Annotated in this window: 26 protein-coding genes and 1 tRNA gene; 12 read left to right on the plus strand and 15 right to left on the minus strand. The window is 55.7% G+C overall.

What is annotated here, in order from left to right:
- Positions 1 to 141 precede the first annotated feature (141 nt).
- Positions 142 to 1287 carry a porin gene (locus UR289_RS01010; RefSeq protein WP_096149974.1) on the plus strand — a complete coding sequence of 382 codons (1146 nt, stop codon included), beginning with the start codon at positions 142 to 144 and terminating at the stop codon, positions 1285 to 1287.
- A 125-nt stretch (positions 1288 to 1412) separates the two neighbouring features.
- On the opposite strand, the gene mnmH is transcribed toward UR289_RS01010, so the two are convergent.
- The 7 genes from mnmH to ppiB all read right to left on the minus strand — a co-directional run bounded on the left by mnmH (position 1413) and on the right by ppiB (position 6124).
- Positions 1413 to 2483 carry a tRNA 2-selenouridine(34) synthase MnmH gene (gene mnmH / locus UR289_RS01015; RefSeq protein ID WP_320708998.1) on the minus strand — a complete coding sequence of 357 codons (1071 nt, stop codon included), beginning with the start codon at positions 2481 to 2483 and terminating at the stop codon, positions 1413 to 1415.
- A gap of 84 nt (positions 2484 to 2567) precedes the next feature.
- Positions 2568 to 3635, minus strand: coding sequence for a 5-(carboxyamino)imidazole ribonucleotide synthase (gene purK / locus UR289_RS01020; RefSeq protein WP_033144820.1), 1068 nt, complete (start codon positions 3633 to 3635; stop codon positions 2568 to 2570).
- Positions 3632 to 4141, minus strand: a complete 510-nt coding sequence (purE, locus tag UR289_RS01025) for a 5-(carboxyamino)imidazole ribonucleotide mutase (RefSeq protein ID WP_023310631.1) — start codon at positions 4139 to 4141, stop codon at positions 3632 to 3634. Before purE ends, purK begins: the two co-directional genes overlap by 4 nt.
- 161 nt (positions 4142 to 4302) lie before the next feature.
- A complete protein-coding gene (locus tag UR289_RS01030) occupies positions 4303 to 4488 on the minus strand; it encodes a hypothetical protein (protein ID WP_029741050.1) in 186 nt (61 codons plus the stop codon).
- A gap of 68 nt (positions 4489 to 4556) precedes the next feature.
- Positions 4557 to 4766 (minus strand): YdgH/BhsA/McbA-like domain containing protein, encoded by a 210-nt coding sequence (locus tag UR289_RS01035; protein ID WP_033144821.1) that lies wholly within the window; start codon positions 4764 to 4766, stop codon positions 4557 to 4559.
- A 137-nt stretch (positions 4767 to 4903) separates the two neighbouring features.
- A complete protein-coding gene (gene lpxH, locus UR289_RS01040) occupies positions 4904 to 5626 on the minus strand; it encodes a UDP-2,3-diacylglucosamine diphosphatase (RefSeq protein ID WP_039263987.1) in 723 nt (240 codons plus the stop codon).
- A 3-nt stretch (positions 5627 to 5629) separates the two neighbouring features.
- Positions 5630 to 6124, minus strand: coding sequence for a peptidylprolyl isomerase B (ppiB, locus tag UR289_RS01045; protein WP_023310635.1), 495 nt, complete (start codon positions 6122 to 6124; stop codon positions 5630 to 5632).
- 174 nt (positions 6125 to 6298) lie between these two features.
- On the opposite strand from ppiB, the gene cysS reads away from it, so the two are divergent.
- A complete protein-coding gene (cysS, locus tag UR289_RS01050) occupies positions 6299 to 7684 on the plus strand; it encodes a cysteine--tRNA ligase (protein WP_047648512.1) in 1386 nt (461 codons plus the stop codon).
- 89 nt (positions 7685 to 7773) lie between these two features.
- Here cysS and UR289_RS01055 read toward each other — a convergent pair whose 3' ends face one another.
- The 5 genes from UR289_RS01055 to folD all read right to left on the minus strand — a co-directional run bounded on the left by UR289_RS01055 (position 7774) and on the right by folD (position 12293).
- The gene (locus UR289_RS01055) at positions 7774 to 8301 is read right to left on the minus strand and encodes a metal-dependent hydrolase (protein WP_029741053.1); all 528 of its coding nucleotides are present in this window, start codon (positions 8299 to 8301) and stop codon (positions 7774 to 7776) included.
- Positions 8302 to 8375: 74 nt separating this feature from the next.
- Positions 8376 to 9392, minus strand: a complete 1017-nt coding sequence (gene malI / locus UR289_RS01060) for a Mal regulon transcriptional regulator MalI (RefSeq protein WP_320709000.1) — start codon at positions 9390 to 9392, stop codon at positions 8376 to 8378.
- A gap of 86 nt (positions 9393 to 9478) precedes the next feature.
- Positions 9479 to 10978: a PTS transporter subunit EIIC gene (locus UR289_RS01065; protein WP_087822124.1), complete on the minus strand. Its 1500-nt coding sequence runs from the start codon at positions 10976 to 10978 to the stop codon at positions 9479 to 9481.
- Positions 10979 to 11212: 234 nt separating this feature from the next.
- Entirely contained in the window at positions 11213 to 11425 is a 213-nt protein-coding gene (gene ybcJ / locus UR289_RS01070) for a ribosome-associated protein YbcJ (RefSeq protein WP_023334767.1), read from the minus strand.
- Position 11426: 1 nt separating this feature from the next.
- Positions 11427 to 12293, minus strand: a complete 867-nt coding sequence (folD, locus tag UR289_RS01075) for a bifunctional methylenetetrahydrofolate dehydrogenase/methenyltetrahydrofolate cyclohydrolase FolD (RefSeq protein WP_320709002.1) — start codon at positions 12291 to 12293, stop codon at positions 11427 to 11429.
- A 310-nt stretch (positions 12294 to 12603) separates the two neighbouring features.
- Between folD and fimA the strand changes: the two genes are divergently transcribed.
- The 6 genes from fimA (at position 12604) to sfmF (ending at position 18615) form a co-directional block, all read left to right on the plus strand.
- A complete protein-coding gene (gene fimA / locus UR289_RS01080) occupies positions 12604 to 13167 on the plus strand; it encodes a type 1 fimbrial major subunit FimA (RefSeq protein ID WP_023310641.1) in 564 nt (187 codons plus the stop codon).
- A 68-nt stretch (positions 13168 to 13235) separates the two neighbouring features.
- A complete protein-coding gene (gene fimI, locus UR289_RS01085) occupies positions 13236 to 13781 on the plus strand; it encodes a type 1 fimbrial protein subunit FimI (RefSeq protein WP_023310642.1) in 546 nt (181 codons plus the stop codon).
- 34 nt (positions 13782 to 13815) lie between these two features.
- On the plus strand, positions 13816 to 14508 hold the full coding sequence (gene fimC, locus UR289_RS01090) for a type 1 fimbria chaperone FimC (RefSeq protein ID WP_032661434.1): 693 nt from the start codon (positions 13816 to 13818) through the stop codon (positions 14506 to 14508).
- A gap of 14 nt (positions 14509 to 14522) precedes the next feature.
- Positions 14523 to 17084, plus strand: coding sequence for a fimbrial biogenesis usher protein (locus tag UR289_RS01095; RefSeq protein ID WP_320709003.1), 2562 nt, complete (start codon positions 14523 to 14525; stop codon positions 17082 to 17084).
- On the plus strand, positions 17077 to 18084 hold the full coding sequence (fimH, locus tag UR289_RS01100) for a type 1 fimbria D-mannose specific adhesin FimH (RefSeq protein ID WP_033144826.1): 1008 nt from the start codon (positions 17077 to 17079) through the stop codon (positions 18082 to 18084). The genes UR289_RS01095 and fimH overlap by 8 nt, the downstream gene beginning before the upstream one ends.
- Positions 18085 to 18093: 9 nt before the next feature.
- Positions 18094 to 18615: a fimbria assembly protein gene (gene sfmF / locus UR289_RS01105; RefSeq protein WP_039263992.1), complete on the plus strand. Its 522-nt coding sequence runs from the start codon at positions 18094 to 18096 to the stop codon at positions 18613 to 18615.
- A 51-nt stretch (positions 18616 to 18666) separates the two neighbouring features.
- On the opposite strand, the gene fimZ is transcribed toward sfmF, so the two are convergent.
- The 3 genes from fimZ to UR289_RS01120 form a co-directional block, all read right to left on the minus strand.
- On the minus strand, positions 18667 to 19299 hold the full coding sequence (gene fimZ, locus UR289_RS01110) for a fimbria biosynthesis transcriptional regulator FimZ (RefSeq protein WP_033144828.1): 633 nt from the start codon (positions 19297 to 19299) through the stop codon (positions 18667 to 18669).
- 800 nt (positions 19300 to 20099) lie between these two features.
- Entirely contained in the window at positions 20100 to 20828 is a 729-nt protein-coding gene (locus UR289_RS01115) for a helix-turn-helix transcriptional regulator (protein WP_048975481.1), read from the minus strand.
- A 24-nt stretch (positions 20829 to 20852) separates the two neighbouring features.
- Complete coding sequence (locus UR289_RS01120; RefSeq protein ID WP_069303766.1) at positions 20853 to 21551, minus strand: EAL domain-containing protein; 699 nt, start codon at positions 21549 to 21551, stop codon at positions 20853 to 20855.
- A 278-nt stretch (positions 21552 to 21829) separates the two neighbouring features.
- Between UR289_RS01120 and UR289_RS01125 the strand changes: the two genes are divergently transcribed.
- The 4 genes from UR289_RS01125 to UR289_RS01140 all read left to right on the plus strand — a co-directional run bounded on the left by UR289_RS01125 (position 21830) and on the right by UR289_RS01140 (position 25810).
- Positions 21830 to 21906, plus strand: a tRNA-Arg gene (locus UR289_RS01125).
- A 102-nt stretch (positions 21907 to 22008) separates the two neighbouring features.
- Complete coding sequence (locus tag UR289_RS01130; RefSeq protein WP_320709006.1) at positions 22009 to 22839, plus strand: CPBP family intramembrane glutamic endopeptidase; 831 nt, start codon at positions 22009 to 22011, stop codon at positions 22837 to 22839.
- Between the two features lie 355 nt (positions 22840 to 23194).
- Positions 23195 to 24211 carry an iron ABC transporter substrate-binding protein gene (locus UR289_RS01135; RefSeq protein WP_320709008.1) on the plus strand — a complete coding sequence of 339 codons (1017 nt, stop codon included), beginning with the start codon at positions 23195 to 23197 and terminating at the stop codon, positions 24209 to 24211.
- Positions 24212 to 24235: 24 nt separating this feature from the next.
- A complete protein-coding gene (locus UR289_RS01140) occupies positions 24236 to 25810 on the plus strand; it encodes an iron ABC transporter permease (protein ID WP_320709010.1) in 1575 nt (524 codons plus the stop codon).
- The last annotated feature ends 1 nt before the right edge of the window (position 25811 follow it).

Raw genomic sequence — 25811 nt, forward strand, 5'->3', positions numbered from 1 at the left:
CGCAGCGTTTAAATAGCACAAACTGATAATACCCACTCATTTAGTAGCACAAAACATTAAAAACCCGACCACACGGCCCGATTATTTCCAGTTAATATTCACCCGCTAAATATTTAGCAGCGTGTCTATTAAGGAAAAATAATGACTATAAAAAAATCAGCGCTGGCGGCAACGATCGGCGCGGCAGTGGCATTGACTACCTTCGCTTCTCAGGCGGAAATCACCGTTCTTAAGCAGGATCCTCAGGCGGGTAACCCGCTGAGCCGCCTGAACTTTACCGTTGGCGGCAGTATTCGTCCTCAGTTCCAGAACATGACCGGCGACGACGGTAAAAACAGCTACAAGCGTAACGGCTTTGACGGCGGCACCCGTTTCCGTTTCGCGGCTGATTACTACCTGTTTGATGACATCAGCTGGATCAGCTACTACGAGCTGGGTGTCAATATTCCTGCGCAGTTTAACTGGGATCACCACTACGCCGACGGCGCACACGACACCACGCGTCGTATGCTCTACACCGGTCTGAAGAGCGATACCTGGGGTACGCTGACCTTCGGTCAACAGAACAGCGTTTACTATGATGTGGTGGGCGCGAAAACCGATATCTGGGACTACGACATGATTGGTCAGGCTCCGGGTAACGGGATCAACGGCGATTACGACGGTTCTTACCGTTCACGCCAGATGCTGAAATATAAGAAAACCGTGGGCGATGCCGACATCTACGCATCTTACCTGTTTGAAGACAGCGAATACCTGCCGGGCAACGGCCTGCGCTACAAGCGTAAAGGCGGCGGCTCGCTGGGTCTGGATTACCACCTGACTACCGACCTGACCTGGGGCGCGGCGTGGAACTACACCCGCGCGGACATGCGTAACCCGGACAACGGCGACAGCAAAACCTACGACCAGAACATTCTCGGTACCGCGCTGAGCTGGACCCCGGACAACTGGACCTTCTCCGCAGGCGGCGGCTGGTACCAGAACTTCATGACCACCAAAAAAGTGTCGGTTAACGACTACTTTGCGGGTGATGCATGGGGTATTGAATACTTTGCGGGCTACAAGTTCCCAGTCGGTCAGTACGCGGTTAAATCTATTCAGCCTTACTTCATGGGCGACCGTATTGAGTACGTGAACGGCCGTAACTACCAGCGCATCGACAACGGCGTGGGTATCAGCTTCCAGCTGGATTACGGTTTCCGCGTGGATTACGAACACGTGTTCACCTCCAGCACCGACAACCTGGGCGACATGAACCTGGTGCGTCTGCGTTACGACTTCTAGGTCGTCTTGTAGGGTGCGGCCTGATGCCCTCACCCTGACCCTCTCCCACTGGGAGAGGGAACAAACATTAAAAACGGCAACCCAGGTTGCCGTTTTGCTTTTACCTCGCCACCCGGCTTTATTTTTCAGCGATCAAGCCACTCAGCAATCTCTTCGTACGTCCCGCGATACACAATCTTCTCCGCCTTTTTCTCCAGCTGATAGCCGTACATCGGGTCGTAATAATCCTTCAGCAGCGGCGCAAGCCAGCTGAAGTGCGCGTCAGTGCTGCCGGAGCGTTGCTGTTCCAGCAGCGCGGAATCTAACAGCGCGGTGAATTCTGCATACCGCTGCAGCCCCAGACGGCGGCGAATGGCAAACAGGCCGTGGTGCAGATACTCGCTGTATTCTTTCCAGCCCGCTTCCTCGCCGTATGCGGCAGAAAAGTCTGCCCACATATGGTCGAAATACTCTTCGCGCAGGCGCTCAAGGCGGACGTCAAACGGGTCTTCGACGACAACGATAGGGGCTTCAGCCATGCGGTCGCGCAGGCACTCCGGCAGGTGGTTGGAGCCAATCATCCGGCCCTCGTCTTCCAGCACCCAGCGCGCGGCGTCTTTTTTCAGGAGCTCAACCGCAAGGTGGTTTTCAAAGCTGGCCTGGGAAAGCTGCGGCGTGAGCGTGCGGCCAAACGACGAACCTCGGTGGTGCGCCAGCCCTTCCAGATCGATACCCTGCGCGTGCTGCTTCACCAGCAGGGTTTTACCGTTTCCGGTACAGCCGCCAATCAGCACCATCGGCTTTTGCGACTGCTCGATGGTCACCTGAATCGCCGTCTGACGCAGGGCTTTGTAGCCGCCGCGGATCAGCGGGTAGTCAACGCCCGCCTCTTTCAGCCAGGCCTGCGAGATATGCGAGCGCTGGCCGCCGCGCGCGCAGCAGAGAAAGCCCTCAGGATGGGTAAGGCTGGCTTCCCGCCAGGCGTTAATGCGTGCCTCACGCGTCTCGCCGCTCACCAGCTGATGGCCGAGCGCCAGCGCGGCCTCGGGGCCCTGGCGTTTATAGCAGGTACCGACGGCGGCGCGCTCGTCGTCGTTCATTAAGGGCAGGTTGATCGCCGCAGGCATCGCGCCCTGGGCAAATTCGATCGGCGCGCGAACGTCGATTAAAGGGGTATCAGACGCGAGGATCGCGCGATAGTCCGTTCCATCGTTCATGGTTGTTCCAGAAGAAAACTCAGCAGCAATGGGCGGGGATTGTACGCCGGGGAAGGGGAAGATCAACTCCCCGGCGCAGATGTCTTACTTGAGCTTAGACTGTGCCCAGACAATACCGCTCGCATATTCCGGCGGCAGGAGCGGGATCATCGCTTCCAGGGTGGCGCTCAGGCGGCCCGTGTCGCTGTCGTTCAGGTTCAGGTGACCGACCTTACGACCCGCGCGTACCTCTTTGTCATACCAGTGCAGATGCACGAGCGGCAGCTTCAGCCAGTCGTAGTTCAGATCGGTGCCGATCAGGTTGATCATCACCGACGGGCTGTTCACCACCGGCTGCGGCAGCGGCAGGTCCGTAATCGCGCGCAGGTGCAGCTCGAACTGGCTGATGGACGCGCCGTTTTGCGTCCAGTGGCCGCTGTTGTGCACGCGCGGCGCAAGTTCGTTGATCAGCAGACCGGACGGGGTGATAAAGCACTCCATCGCCATGACGCCCACATACCCGAGTTCGTGCATGATGGCAGAGAGCATATCTTCCGCCTGCGCCTGCTGGTCAGCATTGGCGTGCGGGAAGGCGACGCTGGTGCGCAGAATGCCGTCCTGATGCAGGTTATGCGTCAGCGGATAAAAGACGGTATGCCCGTCTTGCCCGCGCGCGCCAACCAGCGACACTTCACCGCTGAAGTTGATGCCCTGCTCAACGATGCACTCGCCGTAGCAATCGTCCGGCAGTTCTGCCGTTTCATCTGCACGCAGGCGCCACTGGCCGCGGCCGTCATAGCCGCCCACGCGGCGCTTCACGATTGCCAGCTCGCCCAGCATCGCGAAAACGTCATTCCACTCGCTTTTATCGGACAGGAGCTGCCACGGCGCGGTCGGCAGACCGAGCTTGTCGAACAGCTGCTTTTGCGTCAGACGGTCGGCGATGATCGGGAACACGTCGCGGTTAACGAAGGCGTTATGACGCGCCAGCTCGCGGGTCAGAGCCGTTTCCGGCCAGCGTTCGATCTCGGCGGTGATCACGCTCTGGTGGAACGGTACGGCTTCCGGTTCGGCGTCCAGCCCGACAGGCCAGACGGCAATACCCAGCGGCTCACCGGCCTGACGCAGCATGCGGCCTAGCTGGCCGTTACCGAGGACGCAAACCTGCTTCATGCCGCACCCCGCGGGTCCGGATTGTCCAGCACCTCGTCGGTCTGGGCTTTACGCCACTCCGCCAGACGCTGGTGTAATGCTTTATCGTGCGTCGCAAGAATTTGCGCCGCCAGCAGGGCGGCATTCGCAGCTCCCGCTTTACCAATCGCCAGCGTGCCGACAGGAATACCGCGCGGCATCTGGACGATGGAGTAGAGGCTATCCACACCGCTTAACGCGGCGCTTTGGACCGGAACGCCCAGTACCGGCACCAGGGTTTTGGCGGCAATCATGCCTGGCAGATGTGCTGCGCCGCCCGCGCCGGCAACGATCACCTCATAACCGTTCTCTTCGGCGCTTTCGGCGAAGCTGAACAGTTTGTCCGGTGTACGGTGCGCGGAGACCACTTCAACGTGGTGCGGAACATTCAGGATTTCAAAGATTTCGGCGGCGAACTGCATGGTAGCCCAGTCGCTTTTGGACCCCATCACGATGGCGACACGCGCCGGATTATTGCGGGAAGACATGCGTCTTAAAACTCCTGTGGTGCGAAACACACTGCTTTCGAGGGCACAGAGAATAGCATGTTATACGGGCAAGGAAAACGGTTGCGCGGTTAAAAGGCGAGCAGTTATGGCGAGAAAGCGATAACAAAAAAGACCGCACGATGGCGGTCTTTTATGTGATGTTACTGAAGATCCCCCGCGGACAGGTTCTCGTTGTCGAACGCGCGGCTGACATCGATATGATTCACCATGCTGGTGTCGGCATTCGAGCCCGATTTTGGCACGGAGAAGCGATTCTCCGCGGCCTGTGCGCCAGTGGACACCACGACTGCCAGCAGCAGGGTACTTACGATGCTGATGTTTTTCATTCTATGTTCCTTCCTCATCGTATTGTCGCTGTCGCACGTCTTCGCTGGCGGCACGGCAATCAGGGTTTTTATTTAGTCAGTTCTGCGGTCATGTACACGCGGTTGTTGACCTTCGCGCTCGTGATTTTATAAGAGGCATTCTGCTCGGCGGCCTGCGCGGCAATTTTCGCTTCTGCGCGGTCAAGGGTAGAGGCGGTTGCGCTCACGCTTTGAGCGAAAGAACCGAAAGAAACCAGGGAAAGAGCGGCAGCTGCAACGAAAGTTTTGATAGATTTCATGGTCGTATTCCTTAAGTGTTTTATCTGGGATAGGGCGTGTTGCCCTGATGTGATAAATAATAGGCCGACCACGGGCTGATTAAAATCGAAACAATTTGCCGATATTGTTCAAAAAAATAGAATGATGGTGTGAAGGGTTAAAACGGAAACGCGATCAGCTCCACGCCCTCTGGCGTGACTTTGACCATGGAGCCTTCGGTGTGCCAGGCACCCAACACCACGCGATGGGCCGGTTCGCCGTTGGCGATAAGGGAATGGACGTCAGGACGGTGCGTATGACCGTGGATCAACCACTGAACGCCATGCTTTTCCATCACGCTCACCACGGCCTGCGGGTTCACGTCCATGATGGTCATGGATTTGCTGCTGTTGGCGGCTTTACTGCCCGCGCGCATTCTGGCGGCGATACGGTTGCGGATAAACAGCGGCAGCGCAAGGAACACCTTTTGGATCCACGGGGTGTGGACTTTGGCGCGAAACGCCAGGTAGCCGGTATCGTCGGTGCAGAGCGTGTCGCCGTGCATGATCAGGACCCTGCGGCCATAAAGATCGAGCACCTGCTCTTCCGGCAGCAGCGTCATGCCGCTTTCGCGGGCGTAGCGCTTGCCGATCAGGAAATCACGGTTGCCGTGAATGAAGTAGCAGGGAACGCCGGAATCCACGAGCGCGTGAATGGCTGCGGCCATTTCACGGTGCAGCGGGTTAGGGTCGTCGTCGCCAATCCAGGCTTCAAAGAGGTCGCCCAGGATGTACAGCGCATCGGCGCTTTTCGCTTCACCGCGTAAAAAACGCAGAAAACCGGCGGTTATCGCCGGTTCTTCTGTTTGCAGATGCAGATCCGCAATAAAGAGTGTCGCCACGAATTACTCGCTGACGGTCACGCTTGTAATCACAACGTCTTCTTTAGGAACGTCCTGGTGCATACCGCTGCGGCCAGTAGCGACGGCTTTGATCTTGTCAACCACGTCCATACCTTCAACCACTTCTGCGAATACGCAGTAGCCCCAACCCTGCAGGCTTTCGCCGGAGAAGTTCAGGAAGTCGTTATCAGCCACGTTGATGAAGAACTGCGCGGTGGCAGAGTGCGGAGCCTGAGTACGGGCCATTGCCAGCGTACCGCGGGTGTTTTTCAGACCGTTGTTCGCTTCGTTTTTGATCGCTTCTTTGGTCTCTTTCTGGTTCATGCCAGGTTCGAAACCGCCGCCCTGGATCATAAAGCCGTTGATCACGCGGTGGAAAATGGTGTTGTTGTAGAAACCTTCGCGGCAGTAGTCCAGGAAGTTTTTAACTGTTTCAGGCGCTTTGTCATCAAAGGTTTTGATTACGATATCGCCATGATTAGTGTGGAAAGTAACCATTTTTGCATCCTGTTCCGTTATTGTGGTACGTCGACCCGCGTTCGGGTCATCTATAGGGGCTTGTTATAGCATAACCACAGGATGCGATCACCTTGCATTGTGTGCTGCTTCGGGTTTGAATTACGGGTAGAATAGCCGGTTTTCAACCACACACGTGTTTACATGGAATCTTCGATGTTAAAAATCTTTAATACAATGACGCGCCAGAAAGAGGAATTTAAACCTATCCATGCCGGGGAAGTCGGCATGTACGTGTGTGGTATTACGGTTTACGATCTCTGTCACATTGGCCATGGCCGTACCTTTGTCGCTTTTGACGTAGTGTCACGCTACCTGCGTTTTCTGGGCTACACCCTGAAATACGTGCGTAATATCACCGACATCGACGACAAAATCATCAAGCGCGCTAATGAAAACGGCGAAAGCTTTGTTGCGCTGGTCGATCGCATGATTGTCGAAATGCACAAAGATTTCGACGCCCTGAATATTCAGCGCCCGGACAGCGAGCCGCGCGCGACCCACCATATTCACGAAATCATCGAGATCACCGAAAAGCTGATCGCTCGCGGTCATGCCTACGTTGCGGACAACGGTGACGTGATGTTCTCGGTGCCGACGGACCCAACCTACGGTTCGCTTTCCCGTCAGGATCTGGACCAGCTTCAGGCCGGCGCGCGCGTTGACGTGGTTGACGTGAAGCGTAACCCGATGGACTTCGTGCTGTGGAAAATGTCCAAAGAGGGCGAGCCAAGCTGGCCATCACCGTGGGGCGAAGGCCGTCCGGGCTGGCACATCGAATGTTCCGCGATGAACTGCAAGCAGCTGGGCAAGCACTTCGATATCCACGGCGGCGGTTCAGACCTGATGTTCCCGCACCACGAAAACGAAATCGCGCAGTCCACCTGCGCCCACGGCGGCGAGTACGTGAACTACTGGATGCACTCCGGCATGGTAATGGTTGACCGCGAGAAGATGTCTAAATCGCTGGGTAACTTCTTCACCGTGCGCGACGTGCTGAAGTATTACGACGCGGAAACCGTGCGCTACTTCCTGATGTCCGGCCACTATCGCAGCCAGCTGAACTACAGCGAAGAGAACCTGAAACAGGCGCGCTCTGCGCTGGAGCGTCTGTATACCGCGCTGCGCGGTACCGACAGGTCTGTTCCTGCTGCAGGCGGCGAAGCGTTCGAAGCCCGCTTTGTTGAGGTGATGAACGACGACTTCAACACCCCGGAAGCGTACTCCGTGCTGTTCGACATGGCGCGCGAAGTGAACCGCCTGAAGTCAGAAGATATGGCCGCGGCGAATGCGCTGGCATCCCATCTGCGTAAGCTCTCCTCCGTGCTCGGCCTGCTGGAGCAGGAGCCGGACGCGTTCCTGCAGAGCGGTGCGCAGGCGGACGACGGTGAAGTGGCTGAAATTGAAGCGTTGATCAAAGCGCGTCTGGAAGCGCGTCAGGCAAAAGACTGGGCGGCGGCAGATGCGGCGCGCAACCGTCTGACCGAGATGGGTATCATTCTGGAAGATGGCCCGCAGGGCACCACCTGGCGCCGTAAGTAATTTTCCCCTCACCCTAACCCTCTCCCGCAGGGAGAGGGAATTGTTAGGTTTTCTCCCTCTCCCCGAGGGAGAGGGCCGGGGTGAGGGCATCAGCGCGCACGTTTCCTCCACCACAGCAACCCCATCAGCACGACTCCCGGCAGCCACACCCACAGCAGTTCTGACACGATCACCTGATGCCCGTACGGCGTGGTATAGCGCGATAGCGCAAACGGCGCGACCTTAATGACCTGCCACGGCGCAAAGAAGCGTTCATCTGACCACGGCCACAGCCAGCCGACGCCTTTCCCGCCCGTGGTAATCGAATCCAGCAGGCTGTGCGACAGCAAAGACACGGTTAAAAACAGCCAGCACCGCGTCAGGCTGGCCCGGAACCATCGTCGGCCGATCAGCACGCAGAGTATCGGCACCACAAAGGCGAACAGCAGGGAGTGGGTAAAGCCGCGATGGCCGAAAACATTGCCGTACGCGACGCCGAACTTGAACGCCAGCACGTCGGCATCCGGCAGCATGGCGAGGACAATCCCGGCAAACAGCAGGCGGGGAGGAATCACTTTGGTTCCCAGGCCTAAGCCCAGACAAAGCGGAACAGCAGCGTGTGTAATAACGGTAGGCATTGCGATTATCCATGGCAAATCATGGAAATATAGCAGCAATCCCGCGCCGGCAGACCCGCGTCAAATTCTTATTTTTACGCCGACTCGCGCGCGATAAGCTGTCCGGAAAGCGTAATGCGCTGGGTTTGCAGCGTCGGCTCCTTCAGCGTGCGAATAATCAGCCCGGCAGCCTGACGCCCCGTCTCTTCGCTGGCGGACGACACGTAGGTAAAGGACGGCGAGGTGAGGTTAACGTGGAGCATATCTTCGAAACCGACCAGCGCGACCTGCTGCGTCAAAAACACATCTTTACCCACCGTTCGTCCAACCTGATGAATACCGGAGATGGAGCCGATCATGGCATCCGGCGAGTGGCAGAGCAGGGCGGTGATGGTGTTGTTTTTGTCCAGCAGCTGGCGGGTGGCGAAACCCGCTGCCAGGGTGTCATCGCTGCAGGCCGGAGAGTATTCATCGCGCCAGACCAGCCCGTTCTGCGTCATCGCGCTGCGAAAACCGAGCAGGCGCTGCTCGCGGATGAGGCAGCCTTCACGCCCGCCAATGTAGGCAATATTGCGATGGCCGCGCTCGATAAGATAACGCACCGCCAGGTTTGCCGCCTGACGGTTATCGCGCATCACCAGATTGCATTTTTCATCCAGCAGCGACTGAGAAACCACCACCAGCGGCAGCGGGCAGCGGCGAATTTGCTCCGGCAGGGTGGAGGTGCGGGTATCCGAGGCCAGATAGATAACCCCGGCGACGCCCTGCTGCTTAAACGACAGCAGGCAGCGCTCAAGATGGTCATGGTCGTTCTGGGGCTGGCCGAGAAAAACCATATACCCCTGTTTTTCAAGATCCTGGACGATGCTCGCCATCACCTTGATGGAGAAACTGTCGCTAAAGTCGCGGAGGATCAGGCCAATCAGATTGGACGTATTGGCGCGGAGGTTGGCAGCGGCGACGTTATGAACATAGCCCAGCGTATTGATGGCAGCGTTGACCTTCTCGATCGTTGCCTCTGAGATTTTCCCTTTCTGGCGCAAAACCAGCGAGACGGTTGAGACCGACACGCCCGCGTGCTTTGCGACATCAATAATGCTGACTTTCTTCAAAACCGCTCCCTGAAATTCACCGATTATCAGTCAGATACGACAATGCGTCTCCCAGACTACAGGAGACGCGTCGTTCAGGCATCTTATTATTTGCCGATCATGGTGGACATGGTCTGGGCGATAAACTGTGCTCTGGCACCGAATATCACCTGAATACCGTTGTCGCCGACGAAGACCACGCCGCGCGCACCCAGTCCGTTCAGGCCGTCCTTATCGACCACCTCGCTTTTTGCCACTTCCAGGCGAAGGCGGGTGATACAGGCGCCGACGGAGTCGATGTTGTGCACCCCGCCCAGCAGGGTGATGATCTCGGTCGCGAGTTCTGAATCAGACTTATCATCCGCGTTGGCGGTCACTTCAGTGCGGCCCGGCGTTTTCACGTCGAAACGACGGATCACAAAGCGGAACGTGAAGTAATAAATCAGACCCATTGGAATGCCGATGATAATCGCATTCAGGAAGTTGGTCTTGTAGCCGTTAAAGGACGGCAGGATCCCGAATGACAGATAGTCGATAAAGCCTGCGGAGAACGACTTGGCGATATGCGCATGCAGTAGATACATGGTCATGTAGGCCAGGCCCGCCATGATGGCGTTAAAGACGTACAGAATCGGCGCCACGAAGATAAAGGTAAACTCGACCGGTTCGGTGATCCCCGTCAGGAAGCAGGTCAGCGCCGCAGAGAACAGAATACCGGCCGCGATTTTCTTATTCTTCGTATGGGCTTCGTGATACATCGCCAGGCACGCGGCGGGCAGCGCGAACAGCATCAGCGGGAATTCGCCCTGCATGAATTTACCGGCATTCTGGTAGGTGTCGCTGCTGAAGGACTTCACTCCTTCTTCCAGCATCTTGAACCAGATGGTCTGGTCGCCGTGGATCACCTGTCCTGCCTGGGTGGTGTAATCCCCGAACGAGTACCAGAAGGACGGATACCAGATGTGGTGCAGGCCGAGCGGGATCAGCGCGCGCTCTACCAGACCGAAGATAAAGGTCGACGCCGCCTGATTATCGCCGTTAACCACCACGGAGAGCGCGTCGATACCGGCCTGGATATGCTGCCATACGTACGGCAGCAGCAGCCCCATCAGGAACGACAGAAACGCCGTTGCAATGGCCACGAAGCGCTTGCCGGAGAAGAAGCCCAGGAACTCCGGCAGCTGCATGGTGTGGAAGCGGTTATAGCACCAGGCCGCGAGAATACCGCAGATCAGGCCGCCGAAGACGCCCATCTGCAGCGTCGGGATGCCGACCACCATGGCGTATTTCCCACCCTGGGAGGCCATTTCCGGCGTGATGCTCAGCACGGTGCTGATGGTGATATTCGTGACAAACACCGACACCGCCGCAGACAGCGCCGCGATGCCGGATTCTGACGCCAGACCCACGGCGGAGCCAATGGCAAACAGCATCGGCAGGTTATCAAAGATAACCCCGCCCGCGTTCATCATCAGCGGCAGATGGAACTTATCGCCGAAGGCCAGCAGCAGGCCCGCAGCGGGAAGCAGTGAAATTGGCAGCATCAAGGCGCGACCAATCATCGATAACTTAGACAGCGATTTAACAAACCCTGATATCAGACTCATGCTGATTTCCCCCGAGTAGCGCTTTTCTGGCGCTGTTATTGTAAGTATAACGTTTTAGTAGAACGTTCTACTTATCGTGGGCAAAGAGTGAAAAACGCGCAACAGAATTTTCATGTTTCAACAGATGAAATAGTGATTATTTGAAGTTGATCGATAAATAACCGCGATGGGTGTGAGGGGATTTTATATCCCCTCTCCCTGTGGGAGAGGGTTAGGGTAAGGGCATAAAACGGCTCAGGCCGTAACGGTTACGCTCTGCCCTTCAAAGCTCACGGTCTGACCCGCGACAATCTTGCAGCGCTTGCGCGTTTCTACCACGCCGTCGACTTTTACCAGCCCGTCGGCGATAACGATTTTCGCCTGCGCGCCGCTTTCGCTCCAGCCTTCCAGCTTCAGCAGATCGCACAGCTCAACGTGCGGGTGTTTACCTAATGAAAAAGTCGCCATCTTACGCGTCCTCTACGTCGTGATATTCTTCGCACGCCTGCAGCGTATTCTGAATCAGCGTTGCTACGGTCATCGGGCCTACGCCGCCCGGTACGGGGGTAATGTAAGACGCGCGCGCGGCGGCATCTTCGTACACCACGTCGCCGACCACTTTGCCGTTTTCCAGACGGTTAATCCCGACGTCCACGACAATCGCGCCCTCTTTAATCCACTCGCCAGGAATAAAGCCCGGCTTGCCGACCGCGACGATCAGCAGATCGGCGTTCTCGACGTGGTGACGCAGGTTTTTGGTGAAGCGGTGGGTCACGGTGGTGGTGCAGCCCGCCAGAAGCAGCTCCATGCTCATCGGGCGGCCAACGATGTTGGACGCACCGATAACCACGGCGTTCAGACCGTAGGTGTCGATGTTATAGCGCTCCAGCAGCGTCACAATACCGCGCGGCGTGCACGGGCGCAGACGCGGCGCACGCTGGCACAGGCGGCCAACGTTGTACGGATGGAAACCGTCCACGTCTTTATCCGGCGCGATACGCTCCAGCACCTTCACGTTGTCGATGCCAGCCGGCAGCGGCAGCTGAACCAGAATACCGTCGATCTCTTTATCGGCATTCAGGGTGTCAATAAGTTCCAGCAGTTCTGCTTCGCTGGTGGTTTCCGGCAAATCGTAAGAGCGGGAGACGAAGCCCACCTCTTCACACGCTTTGCGCTTGCTGCCGACATAAATCTGCGATGCCGGGTTGCTGCCAACCAGCACAACGGCCAGCCCGGGGGCGCGTTTTCCGGCAGCTTTACGCGCCTTCACTTTTTCCGCGGCCTCAGAGCGCACCTGCTGCGCAATCGTTTTACCGTCAATAATCTTTGCTGCCATCAGAGAGAAGATTCCGTCTGTAACGTTTGAAAGGGGGGATGGCGTGTATTTTGTCAGAAGCGAGCGTCGCTGTCAGTCACCCTTTACGCGTTTTTATCAGTGAGACGCAAAAACCCTTCTTAGGGGATGGTCAATTTCTTAGGCGGGATTAGGATGTGACCTGGCGAAATGGCAGCTTTTTGACATATTTAAAAAACGCGTCCTGAGCTACTTTGTCTCCTCCGAAATAAGCTTTCAATTAATCAATTGAACGTATTTCTTATTCCCGATTATTCGCGGGAAGGGTTATTTACATTTTAAAGGAATAGACATGAAACTCAGCAACATTGCTTCTACTGTTATTGCTACTTTGGCCCTGGTTGCAGGTGCCGCAAATGCAGCAGATCCTGCTGCGCCGGTTTCCGTAAATGGCGGTACCGTACATTTTAAAGGTGAGCTGGTTAATGCGGCTTGTTCAGTAAATACTGATTCTTCCGAGCAGACCGTTAATCTGGGTCAGTATCGCACCGCGAAATTTACCAAAGTGGGCGACACCACCTCTAATATTCCATTCAACATTGAACTGAATGATTGCGATCCGCTGGTTGCCAAAACTGCCGCTGTTGCGTTCACCGGTCAGATCGACCCAACCGACAAAACCCTGCTGGCCGTGACCTCCGGTAACAACGACAACACCGCGAAAGGCGTGGGTATCGAAATCCTCGACAGCAAATCCAGCGTTCTGACCCCAGACGGCGCGACCTTCTCTGCTGCGCAGACGCTGATCGAAGGGACCAACACCCTGAAGTTCACCGCACGTTACAAATCAACGGCTGCCACCACTGAGCCAGGCCAGGCAAACGCTGACGCCACCTTCGTAATGAAATACGAGTAATTCCTCCGCACAGGGATGTTCAGGCCTCACGGACGAGGCCCGTCATACGCTAATGCCAGGAACGAAGGATGACAAGGACTGGAACACTACTGCTGTTAACCCTTGCGATGGCTTGCCCGGCATCGGCGCATACCGTGGTGATCGAAGGTGGCAAGGTTCATCTCAGAGGTGAACTGGTAAACGGCGGCTGCGCCGTGGCGCCCGACAGCCAGAATATGCGCATCGACATGGGGCAGTACCGAACCAATTCATTTTCCGGTGTGGGCAGTTTTTCCACGGTTAACGTGCCTTTTACCGTGCGGCTGCTGGACTGCAGCGTTGATGTTTCGCGCACCGTGGGGATCCAGTTTCAGGGCGTGACGCCCGCAGAAGATCCGCAGGTCTTTCTGGCGACCTCGCGGCCGGGTGAAACGCCCGTCAGCAGCGGCGTGGGGCTGGCGCTTTTTGACGAACAGCAGCGTCAGATTATCCCAAATGCCACGGCCGTCAGCTGGCTGCCGATCGATACCCGCGAGCTCGCGTTCCATTTTAGCGCCCGCTATCGGGCTATTTCCGAACACCTCGAGCCAGGCAAAATTCAGTCGGATGTCTGGTTTACGTTGATTTATCCATAACACCTGCGAACACATTATTAAAGGTACGGTTGTGATGAATACCCTAATTAAACCAGGACTTTTTTTATCGTTTATTTTGATGATGGTTTCTGCCTGCGCAAATGCTTCCGGCGGTATTGCGCTGGGGGCCACGCGCGTTATTTATCCCGCAGAGGCGAAGCAAACGTCGCTGGCGATCACTAACAGCAACAAACAGGAACGCTATTTAATTAACGCGTGGATCGAAAATGCGAGCGGGCAAAAAGAAAAAACCTTTGCCGTCACTCCGCCCCTGTTTGTCAGCGAGCCGAACAGTGAAAACACGCTGCGTATTATTTACGCCGGGCCAGCGCTGCCTGCCGATCGCGAATCGCTCTTTTACATGAACGTGAAGGCGATCCCGTCGGTGAATAAAGCGAAAACGGAAAACAATAACGTGCTGCAGCTGGCGATCCTCTCACGCATCAAGCTGTTTGTGCGCCCGAACAACCTGGCGATGCAGCCGGAAGAGGCGCTTTCCCAGCTGCGGTTTGAGCGCGCGGGCAGCCATCTCAAAGTCAGCAACGCTTCCCCGTATTACATCACCCTCGTCAACCTGAAGCTGGGCGGGCAGCAGCTGGATAACCTGATGGTTGCGCCGAAAAGCTCGGCACAGCAGGTGCTGCCAGCCGGTGCTGGCGGTACGCTTTCCTGGCAGAGCGTGAATGACTACGGTGCCATCACTCCGGCGCGTAGCGTCAACCTGTGAGCAGAGTCAGGGCGATGAAAAAGCACCAGAGACGTTACTGCCCGGTTGCACTGGCGCTGATGGCTGCGCTCTGGCCGCAGGCTGGCTGGAGCGAAAGTTATTTCAACCCGGCCTTCTTGTCGGACGACACCGCCAGCGTGGCGGATTTGTCGCGTTTTGAACAAGGACACCAGCAGGCACCCGGCGTTTATCGCGTGGATATCTGGCGTAACGATGAGTTTATCGGTACCCAGGACGTGCGTTTCGAGCAGGCCGAGAACACGCCGCCGGTGGCGGGCGGTTTGTCGGCGTGCATTACGCGCGCGATGCTCGATCGCTTTGGCGTCAACGTCGCGGCGTTTCCCGAGCTGGCTAAGGTGCAGGGCGACACCTGCGTTCCGTTGACCACGGCCATACCCGACAGCGAAACGGTATTCAATTTTGCCTCTCAGCGTCTGGACGTCAGCCTGCCGCAGGTGGCGTTGCAAAACAGCGCCCGGGGCTACATTCCGCCTGAACAGTGGGATGAAGGCATTCCCGCCGCGCTGGTGAACTACAGCTTCACCGGTAACCGGGGAAGCGAAGACGACAGCTATTATCTGAACCTGCAGAGCGGATTGAACTATGGCGCCTGGCGTTTACGTAACAACGGCGCATGGCGGTACACGGAGAATAACGGGCAGCGGCACAGCGAGTGGCAGAATATTGGCACCTGGGCGCAGCGCACCGTCATCCCGCTCAAAAGCGAACTGGTGCTGGGCGACAGCAATACCGGGAATGACGTCTTCGACAGCATGGGTTTTCGCGGCGGGCGGCTCTTCTCGTCTGACAGCATGTACCCGGACAGCCTGCAGGGCTACGCGCCGACCGTGCGCGGGATCGCCCGTACGCCTGCCAAAGTGGTGGTTCGCCAGAACGGCTACGTTATCTATCAAAGCTATGTCCAGCCGGGCGCATTTGCGATTACCGATCTTAACCCGACCTCCTCAAGCGGTGACCTGGAAGTCACGGTCGAAGAGAAAGACGGCACCCAGCAGCGCTATACCGTGCCGTACTCCACCGTGCCGCTTCTGCAGCGTGAAGGGCGCTGGAAGTATGACCTCGTTGCCGGGGATTACCGCAGCGGTAACAGCGATCAGGATACGCCGTTCTTCACTCAGGGCACCCTGATTACCGGTCTTGCCAACGGTTACACGCTCTACGGCGGTACGCAGCTGGCGTCACGCTATACCGCGGTAGCCGTCGGGGCCGGGAAAAACCTGGGCGACTGGGGCGCGGTCTCGCTCGATATCACCCACGCCCGCAGCCAGCTCGCGGACGACAGCAGGCATGAAGGGCAGTCTCTGCGCTTCCTCTACGCGAAATCCCTTAACGGCTTCGGCACCAACTTCCAGCTGCTGGGCTACCGCTACTCCACAAAAGGGTTTTACACCCTCGACGATGTCGCCTGGCGCTCAATGGAGGGCTATCAGTATGCCGATAGCCAGAACGATAACGATGTGCCGGACGTGCAGAGCTATCACAACCTGACGTGGAATAAAAAAGGCCGCTTTCAGCTCAACGTCTCTCAGTCGCTGGGGGACTACGGCTCGGTCTATATCTCCGGTAGCGAGCAGACCTACTGGGGAACAGACGAGACGAACCTCTGGTACCAGCTGGGCTACGCGGGGGGCGTGAAGGGGATCAACTACTCCGTCTCGTGGTCGTGGAACAAATCCGTTGGGATAGACGGCACCGATCGGATCGCGTCGTTTAACGTCTCCGTACCGTTCAGCCTCTTTACCCGTCAGGGCTATCGCCGGGACAGCGCGATTGACCGCGCCTACGCTACGGCATCCGCCAGTCGAAACAGCGACGGCGACACAAGCTGGCAAACCGGCGTCAGCGGAACGCTGCTGGAGGATCGCAACCTGAACTACAGCGTGACCCAGGGACACGCCAGCACCAACGGCGCAAGCGGAAGCGCCAGCGCCAACTGGCAGGCGACCTACGGCACGCTGGGCGTTGGCTACAACTATTCCCGCGACCAGCACGATCTCAACTGGCAGCTCTCCGGCGGGGTGGTCGGCCACGCCGACGGCGTGACCTTCAGCCAGCCGCTGGGCGACACCAACGTGCTGATCAAAGCGCCGGGAGCATCGGGCGTCAGTATTGAAAACCAGACCGGCGTGAAAACCGACTGGCGAGGCTACGCGGTGATGCCGTATGCCACCGTCTATCGCTACAACCGCGTGGCGCTGGATACCAACACCATGAGCAATAACACCGATATCGAAAACAACGTGAGCAGCGTGGTGCCGACCAAAGGCGCGCTGGTGCGCGCCAGCTTTGATACCCGCATTGGCGTGCGCGCCCTGCTGACGGTAACGCGCGGCAACCAGCCGGTGCCGTTCGGCGCGGTGGTGCGTGAGACCAAAAGCGGCGTGACGAGCATGGTGGGGGATGACGGGCAAATTTACCTGAGTGGGCTGCCGCTGGAGGGCGAACTGCTGATCCAGTGGGGCGACGGGGCGCAGTCCCAGTGTCGCGCACCTTACAGCTTGTCTGAACAGAGCCTGCAACAGGCAATCACACTTAAGGGGATCGGCTGTGATTAAAACTCAACTCTTTGCCTTGTCGCTGCTGGCGCTACTGCCCGCGACAAACGCATTAGCGACCGTGTGCGTCAATGAAAAAGGCGTGCCGACGGAAGTGCATTACGACCTGACGGATAAATTCAACAGCTCGAATAACCAGATTGGGCAGGTCGTGACGCTCAGCGAGAAATCGCAGTGGGTAGGGGTGAATGCCGTCTGCCCGAAGGGCACGACCGGGAATACCACCAAGCGCAGCTATGTGACCGATTATCCGGTAACGGGGACCAGCGATGGCTATCAGTATCTGAAGCTTAACGACTATCTGGACGGGGCGATGAAAATTACGGACAGCTATGCTGGCGTGTTTTACCCGCCAAAAAGCTATATCCAGATGGGGAGCCATCCTAACGTCTCCAAAAACAAACCGTTTGGCGTTCAGGACTCCAGCCTGGTCTTCCGTCTTAAGGTGACCCGGCGTTTTATCAACATGGTGGTGATCCCGCGTGCCACCATGTTCCGCGTTTACGTCACCACTACCTCTTCCGATCCGTTAACCACGCCGGTCTATACCATCAGCTACAGCGGAACCATTCAGGTGCCGCAAAGCTGCGCCATCAATGCCGGTAACGTGGTGGAGTTTGATTTCGGCGACATTGGCGCCTCCTTGTTCAGCAAGGCGGGCGTGGGTAACAAGCCGGAGGGGGTCTCATCGCAAAGCAAAACCATCGCCATCAAATGCACCAACGTGGAGGCGAACGCCATGCTGACGATGCGGGTCGAGGCGGAAAAAGTCTCTGATAATGTGCTGGTGTCGGATAACCCGGATGTGGGGTTCATCATCGCCAACGAGAGCGGGGCGCCGCTGACGCCCAACAACCTGACGAGCAAAATTCCGTTCCGCCTCGACGACAGCGCGCAGGCGCAGGTCGGGATCCGAGTCTGGCCGGTGAGCGTGACGGGCAATAAGCCAGCGGAAGGGCGTTTCACCTCGCGCGGGTATTTGCGCGTGGATTACGACTAAGGAGCCGATATGCGAAACAGGATCCGTTTTCTCACCGTAGCGCTCTTTGCGCTTTGCACGCAGGCTCAGGCGGACACCGCGTTGGGCGAGATTAACATTCGGCTCTACGGCAATATCGTCGATTTTACCTGCGTTGCCGAGGGCAGCGACAGCGACAAGGCCGTCCCGCTGGGCACCTGGCCCACGAAACAGCTCAGCACCACCGGGAGCCGCACGCAGCCGATGCCGTTTACGCTGAAGCTGACCGGCTGCCCGCCGGGCGCGGCGTCCATTACGTTTTCGGGTAAAGCCGACGGAAGCAATAGCGGCCTGCTGGCGCTGAATGACGCCAGTACTGCAAGCCATGTCGCCGTTGAGATCAGGGATGCGGATAAAACGCGGCTGGCGCTTCAGCAGGCCAGCCAGCCGGTCTCGGTTGATGCGCAGGGAAATGCGATTCTGTCATTTTATGCCAATTATATTGCCACTGCCGATAACCCTCAGCCCGGACGGGCTGATGCGGATGCCACCTTCATGATTAATTATAATTAGCACTGACCGCACTCCCTGCAGCTCAGATAAGCTGCAGGGAGTGAATTCAGGTTATAGCAGCTCGTGGGCTTTAGCGTAATCAATTAATTCCACGATGCTTTGCACACCCAGCTTGGAATAAATATTGGATTTGTGCGCGCTAATGGTCTTGTTGCTTAATAGTAGCTGTTCAGCAATTTCCTTGTTGGATAATCCATTCGCCAGATACCGTAATACCGTGACCTCGCGATTCGATAATGGCATATCTACTGCCATCCCTTTCCCGGAACCCAAATGGTTTATAAAGTTCAGCGTTTCCGACGGGAAAAAGGAATAGCCCATCAGGATCATTTCTACGGCGTTGTAGATCTCCCCTAAATCTTTTCGTTTACTGACGAAGCCATTTGCCCCGGCGCGAATGGCGCGACCCGCGTAAAATAACTCTGATTTAGACGAGAGGAACAGAACCTTAATGTTCTTGTTTAAGTTTCTGATTCTTTTAAGTAAAGCGAAAGCATCCGTGCCCGTGAGTTCAATGTCAAGGATCACCAGATCGATAGGGTGATTGCGGATACAGTCAAGGACTTCATGGCTATCGCCAGACTTGAGCTTGACTGTGATATTCTTATTTTTCTGTAGCAGGACTTCTATCGACATTCTGACGATAGGATGTTCGTCCATAATGATAACGGATGCCGGTTTCATTTTTAATGCCTCAGATTGTTAAAAGCGTTATGCAGAGTTTGGTAAAACTCTCGAAATGCCGGAAGGATATAATGTGCAGATCCCTATACCGTAGTATTTCCCTGGAAAGAGCGAAAGCATCCTTGTTTACGTAATGAAAAGAACTATGCCTCAGCGCGGTCATCTCATTAGGCTGGTGTTGGCAAAAAGGTTTTTCTTATTCATATTTGATACGCATCTTATTATACAGGGTAAGTTTTTTCCGAAAACCCTGTAAATTAATATGAGGGTATTGGTTTGTATTATCTTCTGGATCTTAATCGCTATTTTTTTAAATTTAGCGGAAATATCCTGTTATCTCATTTACCGCATATTTTCATCTTTATGTAATAACAAAAAATAACAGATATCTCTGTATGTTGATTAATTGTTAACAATAATACGCCTCTTTGAAAGGGACGAACCCGCAAAAGTGAGGTTAAAAATTGCCCTCGCAGGCCGTCTGACCTTCATCTGAAAGTGCTTACGCCGATCCGGATAACGGCGTCTGGTGCACAGGAGAACGTGCTGCCCGCTTTGCTTTTTACTCCTGGCAGTTGTCGCTAAGCTGCTTGTTTTTACATCATTATCATCTTGTTAACGCCTTCTGCATTCGCTTAACGGATGGAGGAAAGTGCTGCCGTTCCGCTAATCTGTGGCATTTCACAAGGTTCGCGCCCATAAATTAGGAATAGTTATAAATTCGATTATATTGTTAAAAATTAACATTTTCGCAACGCAAGTGGTAAGTAAATTCTTAAACCGCTTTAGGAAATAAGGGGTTAGGAGGTGAGTGAAAACGTGCAGTCTGAGAGGTTATTAAGAAGATGCAGCAATTCCTGGCGATGGCTTAGCCCCAGCTTTAGGAGGATGCAGCTGAGACGATAGATAATGCGGCTATAAGGGCGATTCTGCATAAGGGCAATCTGACGCAATGTCTTGCCCCGGGAAAGCTCCTGCAGAATGGGCCATTCGTTGCGCGAGAACCAGTCTTTCTCGGTACCCGGCGGAGGGAGGGGATCCTGCAGGCTGTGCTGGAGCGCGGCGGCGTTCAGCTGACGTTCGAGTACATGAAAGGGACCTGCCGCTTTGCAGAAGAGGCGGGTGTCGTAATTATCGGCCCGGACCAACAGCCAGGGCGTCAGGAACGGAGGAAACAGGCTATGCCGTCTCAACTGATCCAGTTTCTCCAGAAGCCCCGTGGATCGGCTTTCAATATCCACGACCAGACGGGCTGAGGGCCACTGCGTCTGAGCGATAAGGGCGTCGTCCAGCGTGGCGTAGTCGCAGCAGCTGCTCAGGGGAAACTGCCCGTGGAGAAAACCGGTGCGCAGGTAGTGATCCTCCGTCACCAGAAGGATAAACGGGGCGTCGGTTTTGCGGGGCTGGCTGATGGACTGGCTCAAAAATTCGAGCCGGTCGAAAAAGGGGGGAGCAAAAGGTGAGCGCGTAAATCCCAGTGCATCACTTCCTGTACGCCGCCGCCGGTAACGGCGCACTGTCATTCGCATGGTCTCCCTCCTGGAAATGGCTTTTTAATCCTCCGGCCATGTCCAGGACGGCCAGTAATATCCCTGGCCGAGGTCTGCGCCTGCCTGCAGTGCCCAGGTACGATCGCGTTCAGTCTCAATACCTTCAATAAGCACTTTCCCGGCAAGCTGAAAGCAAAGGGAAACCAGTTGCCTCAGCGCAGGGGTGTCGCGTAAACGCCAGAATGCTTCCTTATCTATTTTGATGCCGCTTAACGGGAGTCGGCAGGATAAAAACGACTGCACTGTGACGTCATCCACGTCATCAAGCCAGATAGCGTGTCCCTGTTTGCAAAGTTGCCGCAAATTTTGAACGACATGCTGCTTCTCTACGAGGGAAAGCGCCAAAAAGGACGCGAGGTCGACAATCTCAATATTGAGCGGCATGCCTGGCAACCGGATAAGTCGCTGAAAAGACGCGGGCTCTGTCAGGACGGTTATCGGCAGATTAATAAAAAGATTATGACCGTGCGGCGTATTTTTTAACGCGGCAAGCTGCGCTTCAAGCAGCGTTATCGACCACTCTGCGGAGCGATCGCAAAAAAAGTTCTCGCTGTCCCGCGTGTCGGACAGAACGCTAAGGACCTCCACGCCAACCTGGCGCAAGGAGGAAAGGGCGACGATGGGCTCAAGCTTAATGCCGACGATGTCCTGAGAAATGTACTGTAACCGGGGGGGCGTATCGATCAGGTTTTGCGCTGTCACTCCATTGTCCTGTTGTCTGTCAGCCTCCAGGCGGCCGGGATACCTGACTCTAGTGTGACGAGCTGACGGTCAGGAAAACAGCAGGCGTTACTTAAATGCAACTAAGCCTTTTCGCAGCGCTAAATTTTACGGTGAAACAGGGCGGAATGTTGAGAAAATAGCCGTATTTACAATCGGCTAGCGGTAATTGGCCCTGAAAACGGAAAAGGCATTGACTCACTTGCCATTGACCGTATAATTCTTCGCGTTTCACCACCGCGAAGTACACGCATATCAGTGCGCCCTTAGCTCAGTTGGATAGAGCAACGGCCTTCTAAGCCGTAGGTCGTAGGTTCGAATCCTACAGGGCGTGCCATTTCATTTCATAGAGTTACGCCTCCTTCACATCCTCCTGATTTTCGTTGTGGGACATATTTGGGACATCGCCCCTAAAATTTACCGGTCAAGAAGGACATTTATGTGGTATCTACTCGCAACTTCGCTTGCCGCACTCTCCCTTAATAAAAGCCTGGCTTACCTGATGCTGGGATTAACGGCATTTCTCGGCTGGAAACAGAGTATTCTTGACGCCCCGGCGCTGCTGGTTATTGCATCAATCGTTGTTGGCTGGTCTGCTGTTGAATGGCTACGTAATAAAAATAATAAATATACATATTTGGTCGAAGGCTTGTGCGTGGTCATCGCCGCTGCCCTGGTTTTGCATGTGATCCCGGGCTTCCATAACCCCAAAGTGCTGGATGCTGTCGTCGTTGGTCCACAAAGCATACCGTTCAGTATGTACTTTAATATGGACAAGGCAGTGGTGCCGTTCTTTTTAATTACGTGCATGCCAACGTTATTCGTAGCAAAACCCCTCTATAAAACTGGCAAGGTCGGCTGGGGAATATTGGTTCTTGCGATACCCGCGCTGTTACTTCTGGCTGTTGCGTTGGGCGGACTTAGAATTGAGCCGCATGCGCCAGAATGGTTCGCTCAATTTGCCCTTGCGAATATTTTCTTCGTCTCTTTGGCCGAGGAAGCCTTGTTCAGAGGCTACCTGCAGCAACGCTTGTCCCGGATTATTCATCCTGTTGTCGCGCTGTTGATTGCCTCAGTCATCTTTGGGCTGATGCATTATAGCGGCGGTTTACTACTGATTATTTTTGCCAGCCTCTCCGGCATTATTTACGGCCTGGCGTGGATGTGGAGCGGTAAGCTCTGGGTTGCAACGTTATTCCATTTTGGCCTGAACTGCGTGCATTTATTGTTCTTCACCTATCCGATGTATGCCCCTCATGCGGCGATGTGATGCTTTTTAAATGAGTAGTCTTATAAACTTAGCTACCTCCAGATAAGCATAAAAAGCCCCGCAATATCGGGGCTTTTATATCTGGCGGGCGCATGAATAACAGATTTACCTTTGCGTCATAATGAATAGAAGGCTAATGAATTTCACTGTAGGCAGGCTTAAGGTTTTCTTAATCTAAAAATTATCTCTCATTAAAATTTGGATTTTTATCATTCTAAAATCTGCTAAAAAGAAATTTTACACTTTTACGCCTAAACTGGATTGATACTAATTATCATTAGTGTTGTTGTATGCTTTAATCCTGTCCCACAAAGCTATGAGTCGTTAATCCCGTTGGTCTATAAAGGATATGTTCATGAATTCTCGCCTGCTGTCCTGCTTCTCGCTTGCCTTGTTGTCTTCATCCCTTTTCCTTTCCACACAAGCGGTTGCCGCCGATAACAACGAAGGTATCGTTGTTTATAACGCGCAGCACGAAAACCTGGTGAAGTCGTGGGTTGACGGTTTTACCAAAGAAACCGGCATTAAAGTCACTCTGCGTAATGGCGATGACAGCGAGCTGGGTAACCAGCTGGTTCAGGAAGGCAGCGCGTCACCGGCAGACGTGTTCCTGACGGAGAACTCGCCTTCTATGGTGCTGGTGGATAATGCCAACCTGTTTGCGCCATTGAATGCAGACACCCTGAAGCAGGTACCGGCAGAATATCGTCCGGCGCACGGCCGCTGGATTGGCATCGCGGCCCGCAGCACGGTGTTTGTGTATAACCCGGAAAAGCTGAACGAAAAGCAGCTGCCTGAATCGCTGATGGATCTGGCAAAACCCGAGTGGAAAGGGCGCTGGGCGGCATCACCGTCAGGCGCGGATTTCCAGGCCATCGTGAGCGCGATGCTGGCGCTGAAAGGCGAAAAGGCCACGCTGGAATGGCTCAAGGCGATGAAAGCCAATTTCGTTGCCTATAAAGGCAACAGCACCGTGATGAAAGCGGTCAATGCCGGTCAGATTGATGGCGGCGTGATTTATCACTACTACCGTTTTGTCGATCAGTCCAAAACCGGTGAAAACAGCAAAAACACCCAGCTTTACTACTTCAAACACCAGGATCCGGGCGCGTTCGTGAGCCTCTCTGGCGGCGGCATGCTGGCGTCCAGCAAACACAAAGCGCAGGCGCAGGCCTTCATCAAATACATTACCGGTAAAGAAGGCCAGGAAAGCCTGCGGACCAACAACGCCTTTGAATATGCCGTGGGCGTGAACGCGGCCTCAAACCCGAAACTGGTCCCGCTGAAAGATCTTGATGCACCGAAAGTTGAACCTTCAACGCTCAACAGTAAAAAAGTTATCGAGCTGATGACGCAAGCCGGCCTGCTGTGATCCTGAGAGTGAAGTGAACGTCTTATGTCTGGTCTGAGTCTCGACATCGGAAAAAACAGAGTGCAGGAGCCTGCCCGCAGGCGTCCTGCACTGCCGATGGTTGCGTTAGCTGTGTTGTTTTCATTAATGGCGCTTCTGCCTTTGGGTTTTATCATTGCCATTGGCATTGAGACTGGCTGGGAAACCATTAAGGCGCTGGTGTTTCGCCCGCGTGTTGCTGAGCTGCTCAGCAACACGCTGTGGCTGACGGCTTTAGCGGTTCCGCTGTGTATCGTGACGGGCGTGGCAATCGCCTGGCTCACGGAGCGCACGCAGCTTGCCGGGCGAGGGATCTGGTCCGCACTGGCGGTCGCCCCGCTGGCGATCCCCGCGTTTGTGCAAAGCTACGCCTGGGTGAGCGCTGTCCCTTCCATGTACGGGCTCTCCGCGGGCGTGTTCCTCTCGGTTCTTGCCTACTATCCGTTTATCTATATGCCGGTTGCGGCGGTGCTGCGTCGCCTGGACCCGACGCTGGAAGATGTCGCCGCTTCGCTGGGTACGTCGCCTTGGCGGGTCTTTTTCCGCGTGGTGCTTCCCCAGCTCAAGCTCGCTATCTGCGGCGGCGCGCTGCTGGTGGCGCTGCACCTGCTGGCGGAATATGGCCTGTACGTGATGATCCGCTTTGATACCTTCACCACGGCAATTTATGACCAGTTCCAGTCTACCTTCAGCGGCCCGGCGGCGAACATGCTGGCGGGCGTGCTGGCCTTGTGCTGTCTGGCTATATTAATGCTGGAAGGCGTGACGCGCGGAAAAGCACGCTACGCGCGCATTGGCGCCGGGGCCGCGCGCGAGCAGAAATGCTGGCCGCTGAAGCCTGCGGCCGCCGCGCTGGGCCAGCTGTTTTTCATCGTGCTGATCGTGCTGGCGCTGGGCGTGCCGCTAATTGTCCTGTGTCGCTGGATTTGGCTCGGCGGCGTGCAAAACTGGATGAGTGCCGATCTCTGGCACTCCCTGCGCCAGACGCTGATGCTCGGCGTGGGCGGCGCGCTTCTGACGACGGCGTGCGTGATCCCCATCGCGTGGCTGGGTATTCGCTATCCGCACCGCATCTTCCGGATGCTGGAAGGGTGCATCTATATCACCAGCTCGCTGCCGGGCATCGTCACGGCGCTGGCGCTGGTCACCGTCACCATTCACTACGCCCGTCCCATTTACCAGACGGAAATTACCCTGTTCCTTGCCTACCTGCTGATGTTTATGCCCCGTGCGCTCATCAACCTGCGGGCGGGGATTGCGCAGGCGCCGGTCGAACTGGAGAACGTGGCGCGCAGCCTGGGCAGCACGCCCGCGAAGGCGCTCTGGAGCGTCACGATGCGGCTGGCCGCGCCGGGTGCGGCGGCGGGGGCCGCGCTGGTTTTCCTCGGCGTCAGCAACGAGTTGACCGCCACGCTGCTGCTCTCTCCGCTGGGCACGCGCACGCTCTCCACCGGATTCTGGGCGCTGACCAGTGAAATTGACTATGTTGCCGCCGCGCCTTACGCGATGCTGATGATCCTGATTTCACTCCCGCTGACTGCCATTCTCTATATGCAGTCGAAAAAAATTGCAGGGCTATGAC

This window comes from Enterobacter sp. 302C9 (assembly GCF_034106085.1).
GTDB classification, from domain to species: domain Bacteria; phylum Pseudomonadota; class Gammaproteobacteria; order Enterobacterales; family Enterobacteriaceae; genus Enterobacter; species Enterobacter asburiae_B.

Coding starts and splice junctions, on each gene's coding strand:
- UR289_RS01010 (WP_096149974.1), top strand. CDS start 142: ATGACTATAAAAAAATCAGCGCTGGCGGCAACGATCGGCGCGGCAGTG.
- mnmH (WP_320708998.1), bottom strand. CDS start 2,483: ATGAACGATGGAACGGACTATCGCGCGATCCTCGCGTCTGATACCCCT.
- purK (WP_033144820.1), bottom strand. CDS start 3,635: ATGAAGCAGGTTTGCGTCCTCGGTAACGGCCAGCTAGGCCGCATGCTG.
- purE (WP_023310631.1), bottom strand. CDS start 4,141: ATGTCTTCCCGCAATAATCCGGCGCGTGTCGCCATCGTGATGGGGTCC.
- UR289_RS01030 (WP_029741050.1), bottom strand. CDS start 4,488: ATGAAAAACATCAGCATCGTAAGTACCCTGCTGCTGGCAGTCGTGGTG.
- UR289_RS01035 (WP_033144821.1), bottom strand. CDS start 4,766: ATGAAATCTATCAAAACTTTCGTTGCAGCTGCCGCTCTTTCCCTGGTT.
- ppiB (WP_023310635.1), bottom strand. CDS start 6,124: ATGGTTACTTTCCACACTAATCATGGCGATATCGTAATCAAAACCTTT.
- cysS (WP_047648512.1), top strand. CDS start 6,299: ATGTTAAAAATCTTTAATACAATGACGCGCCAGAAAGAGGAATTTAAA.
- UR289_RS01055 (WP_029741053.1), bottom strand. CDS start 8,301: ATGCCTACCGTTATTACACACGCTGCTGTTCCGCTTTGTCTGGGCTTA.
- UR289_RS01065 (WP_087822124.1), bottom strand. CDS start 10,978: ATGAGTCTGATATCAGGGTTTGTTAAATCGCTGTCTAAGTTATCGATG.
- ybcJ (WP_023334767.1), bottom strand. CDS start 11,425: ATGGCGACTTTTTCATTAGGTAAACACCCGCACGTTGAGCTGTGCGAT.
- folD (WP_320709002.1), bottom strand. CDS start 12,293: ATGGCAGCAAAGATTATTGACGGTAAAACGATTGCGCAGCAGGTGCGC.
- fimA (WP_023310641.1), top strand. CDS start 12,604: ATGAAACTCAGCAACATTGCTTCTACTGTTATTGCTACTTTGGCCCTG.
- fimI (WP_023310642.1), top strand. CDS start 13,236: ATGACAAGGACTGGAACACTACTGCTGTTAACCCTTGCGATGGCTTGC.
- fimC (WP_032661434.1), top strand. CDS start 13,816: ATGAATACCCTAATTAAACCAGGACTTTTTTTATCGTTTATTTTGATG.
- UR289_RS01095 (WP_320709003.1), top strand. CDS start 14,523: ATGAAAAAGCACCAGAGACGTTACTGCCCGGTTGCACTGGCGCTGATG.
- sfmF (WP_039263992.1), top strand. CDS start 18,094: ATGCGAAACAGGATCCGTTTTCTCACCGTAGCGCTCTTTGCGCTTTGC.
- fimZ (WP_033144828.1), bottom strand. CDS start 19,299: ATGAAACCGGCATCCGTTATCATTATGGACGAACATCCTATCGTCAGA.
- UR289_RS01115 (WP_048975481.1), bottom strand. CDS start 20,828: ATGCGAATGACAGTGCGCCGTTACCGGCGGCGGCGTACAGGAAGTGAT.
- UR289_RS01130 (WP_320709006.1), top strand. CDS start 22,009: ATGTGGTATCTACTCGCAACTTCGCTTGCCGCACTCTCCCTTAATAAA.
- UR289_RS01135 (WP_320709008.1), top strand. CDS start 23,195: ATGAATTCTCGCCTGCTGTCCTGCTTCTCGCTTGCCTTGTTGTCTTCA.
- UR289_RS01140 (WP_320709010.1), top strand. CDS start 24,236: ATGTCTGGTCTGAGTCTCGACATCGGAAAAAACAGAGTGCAGGAGCCT.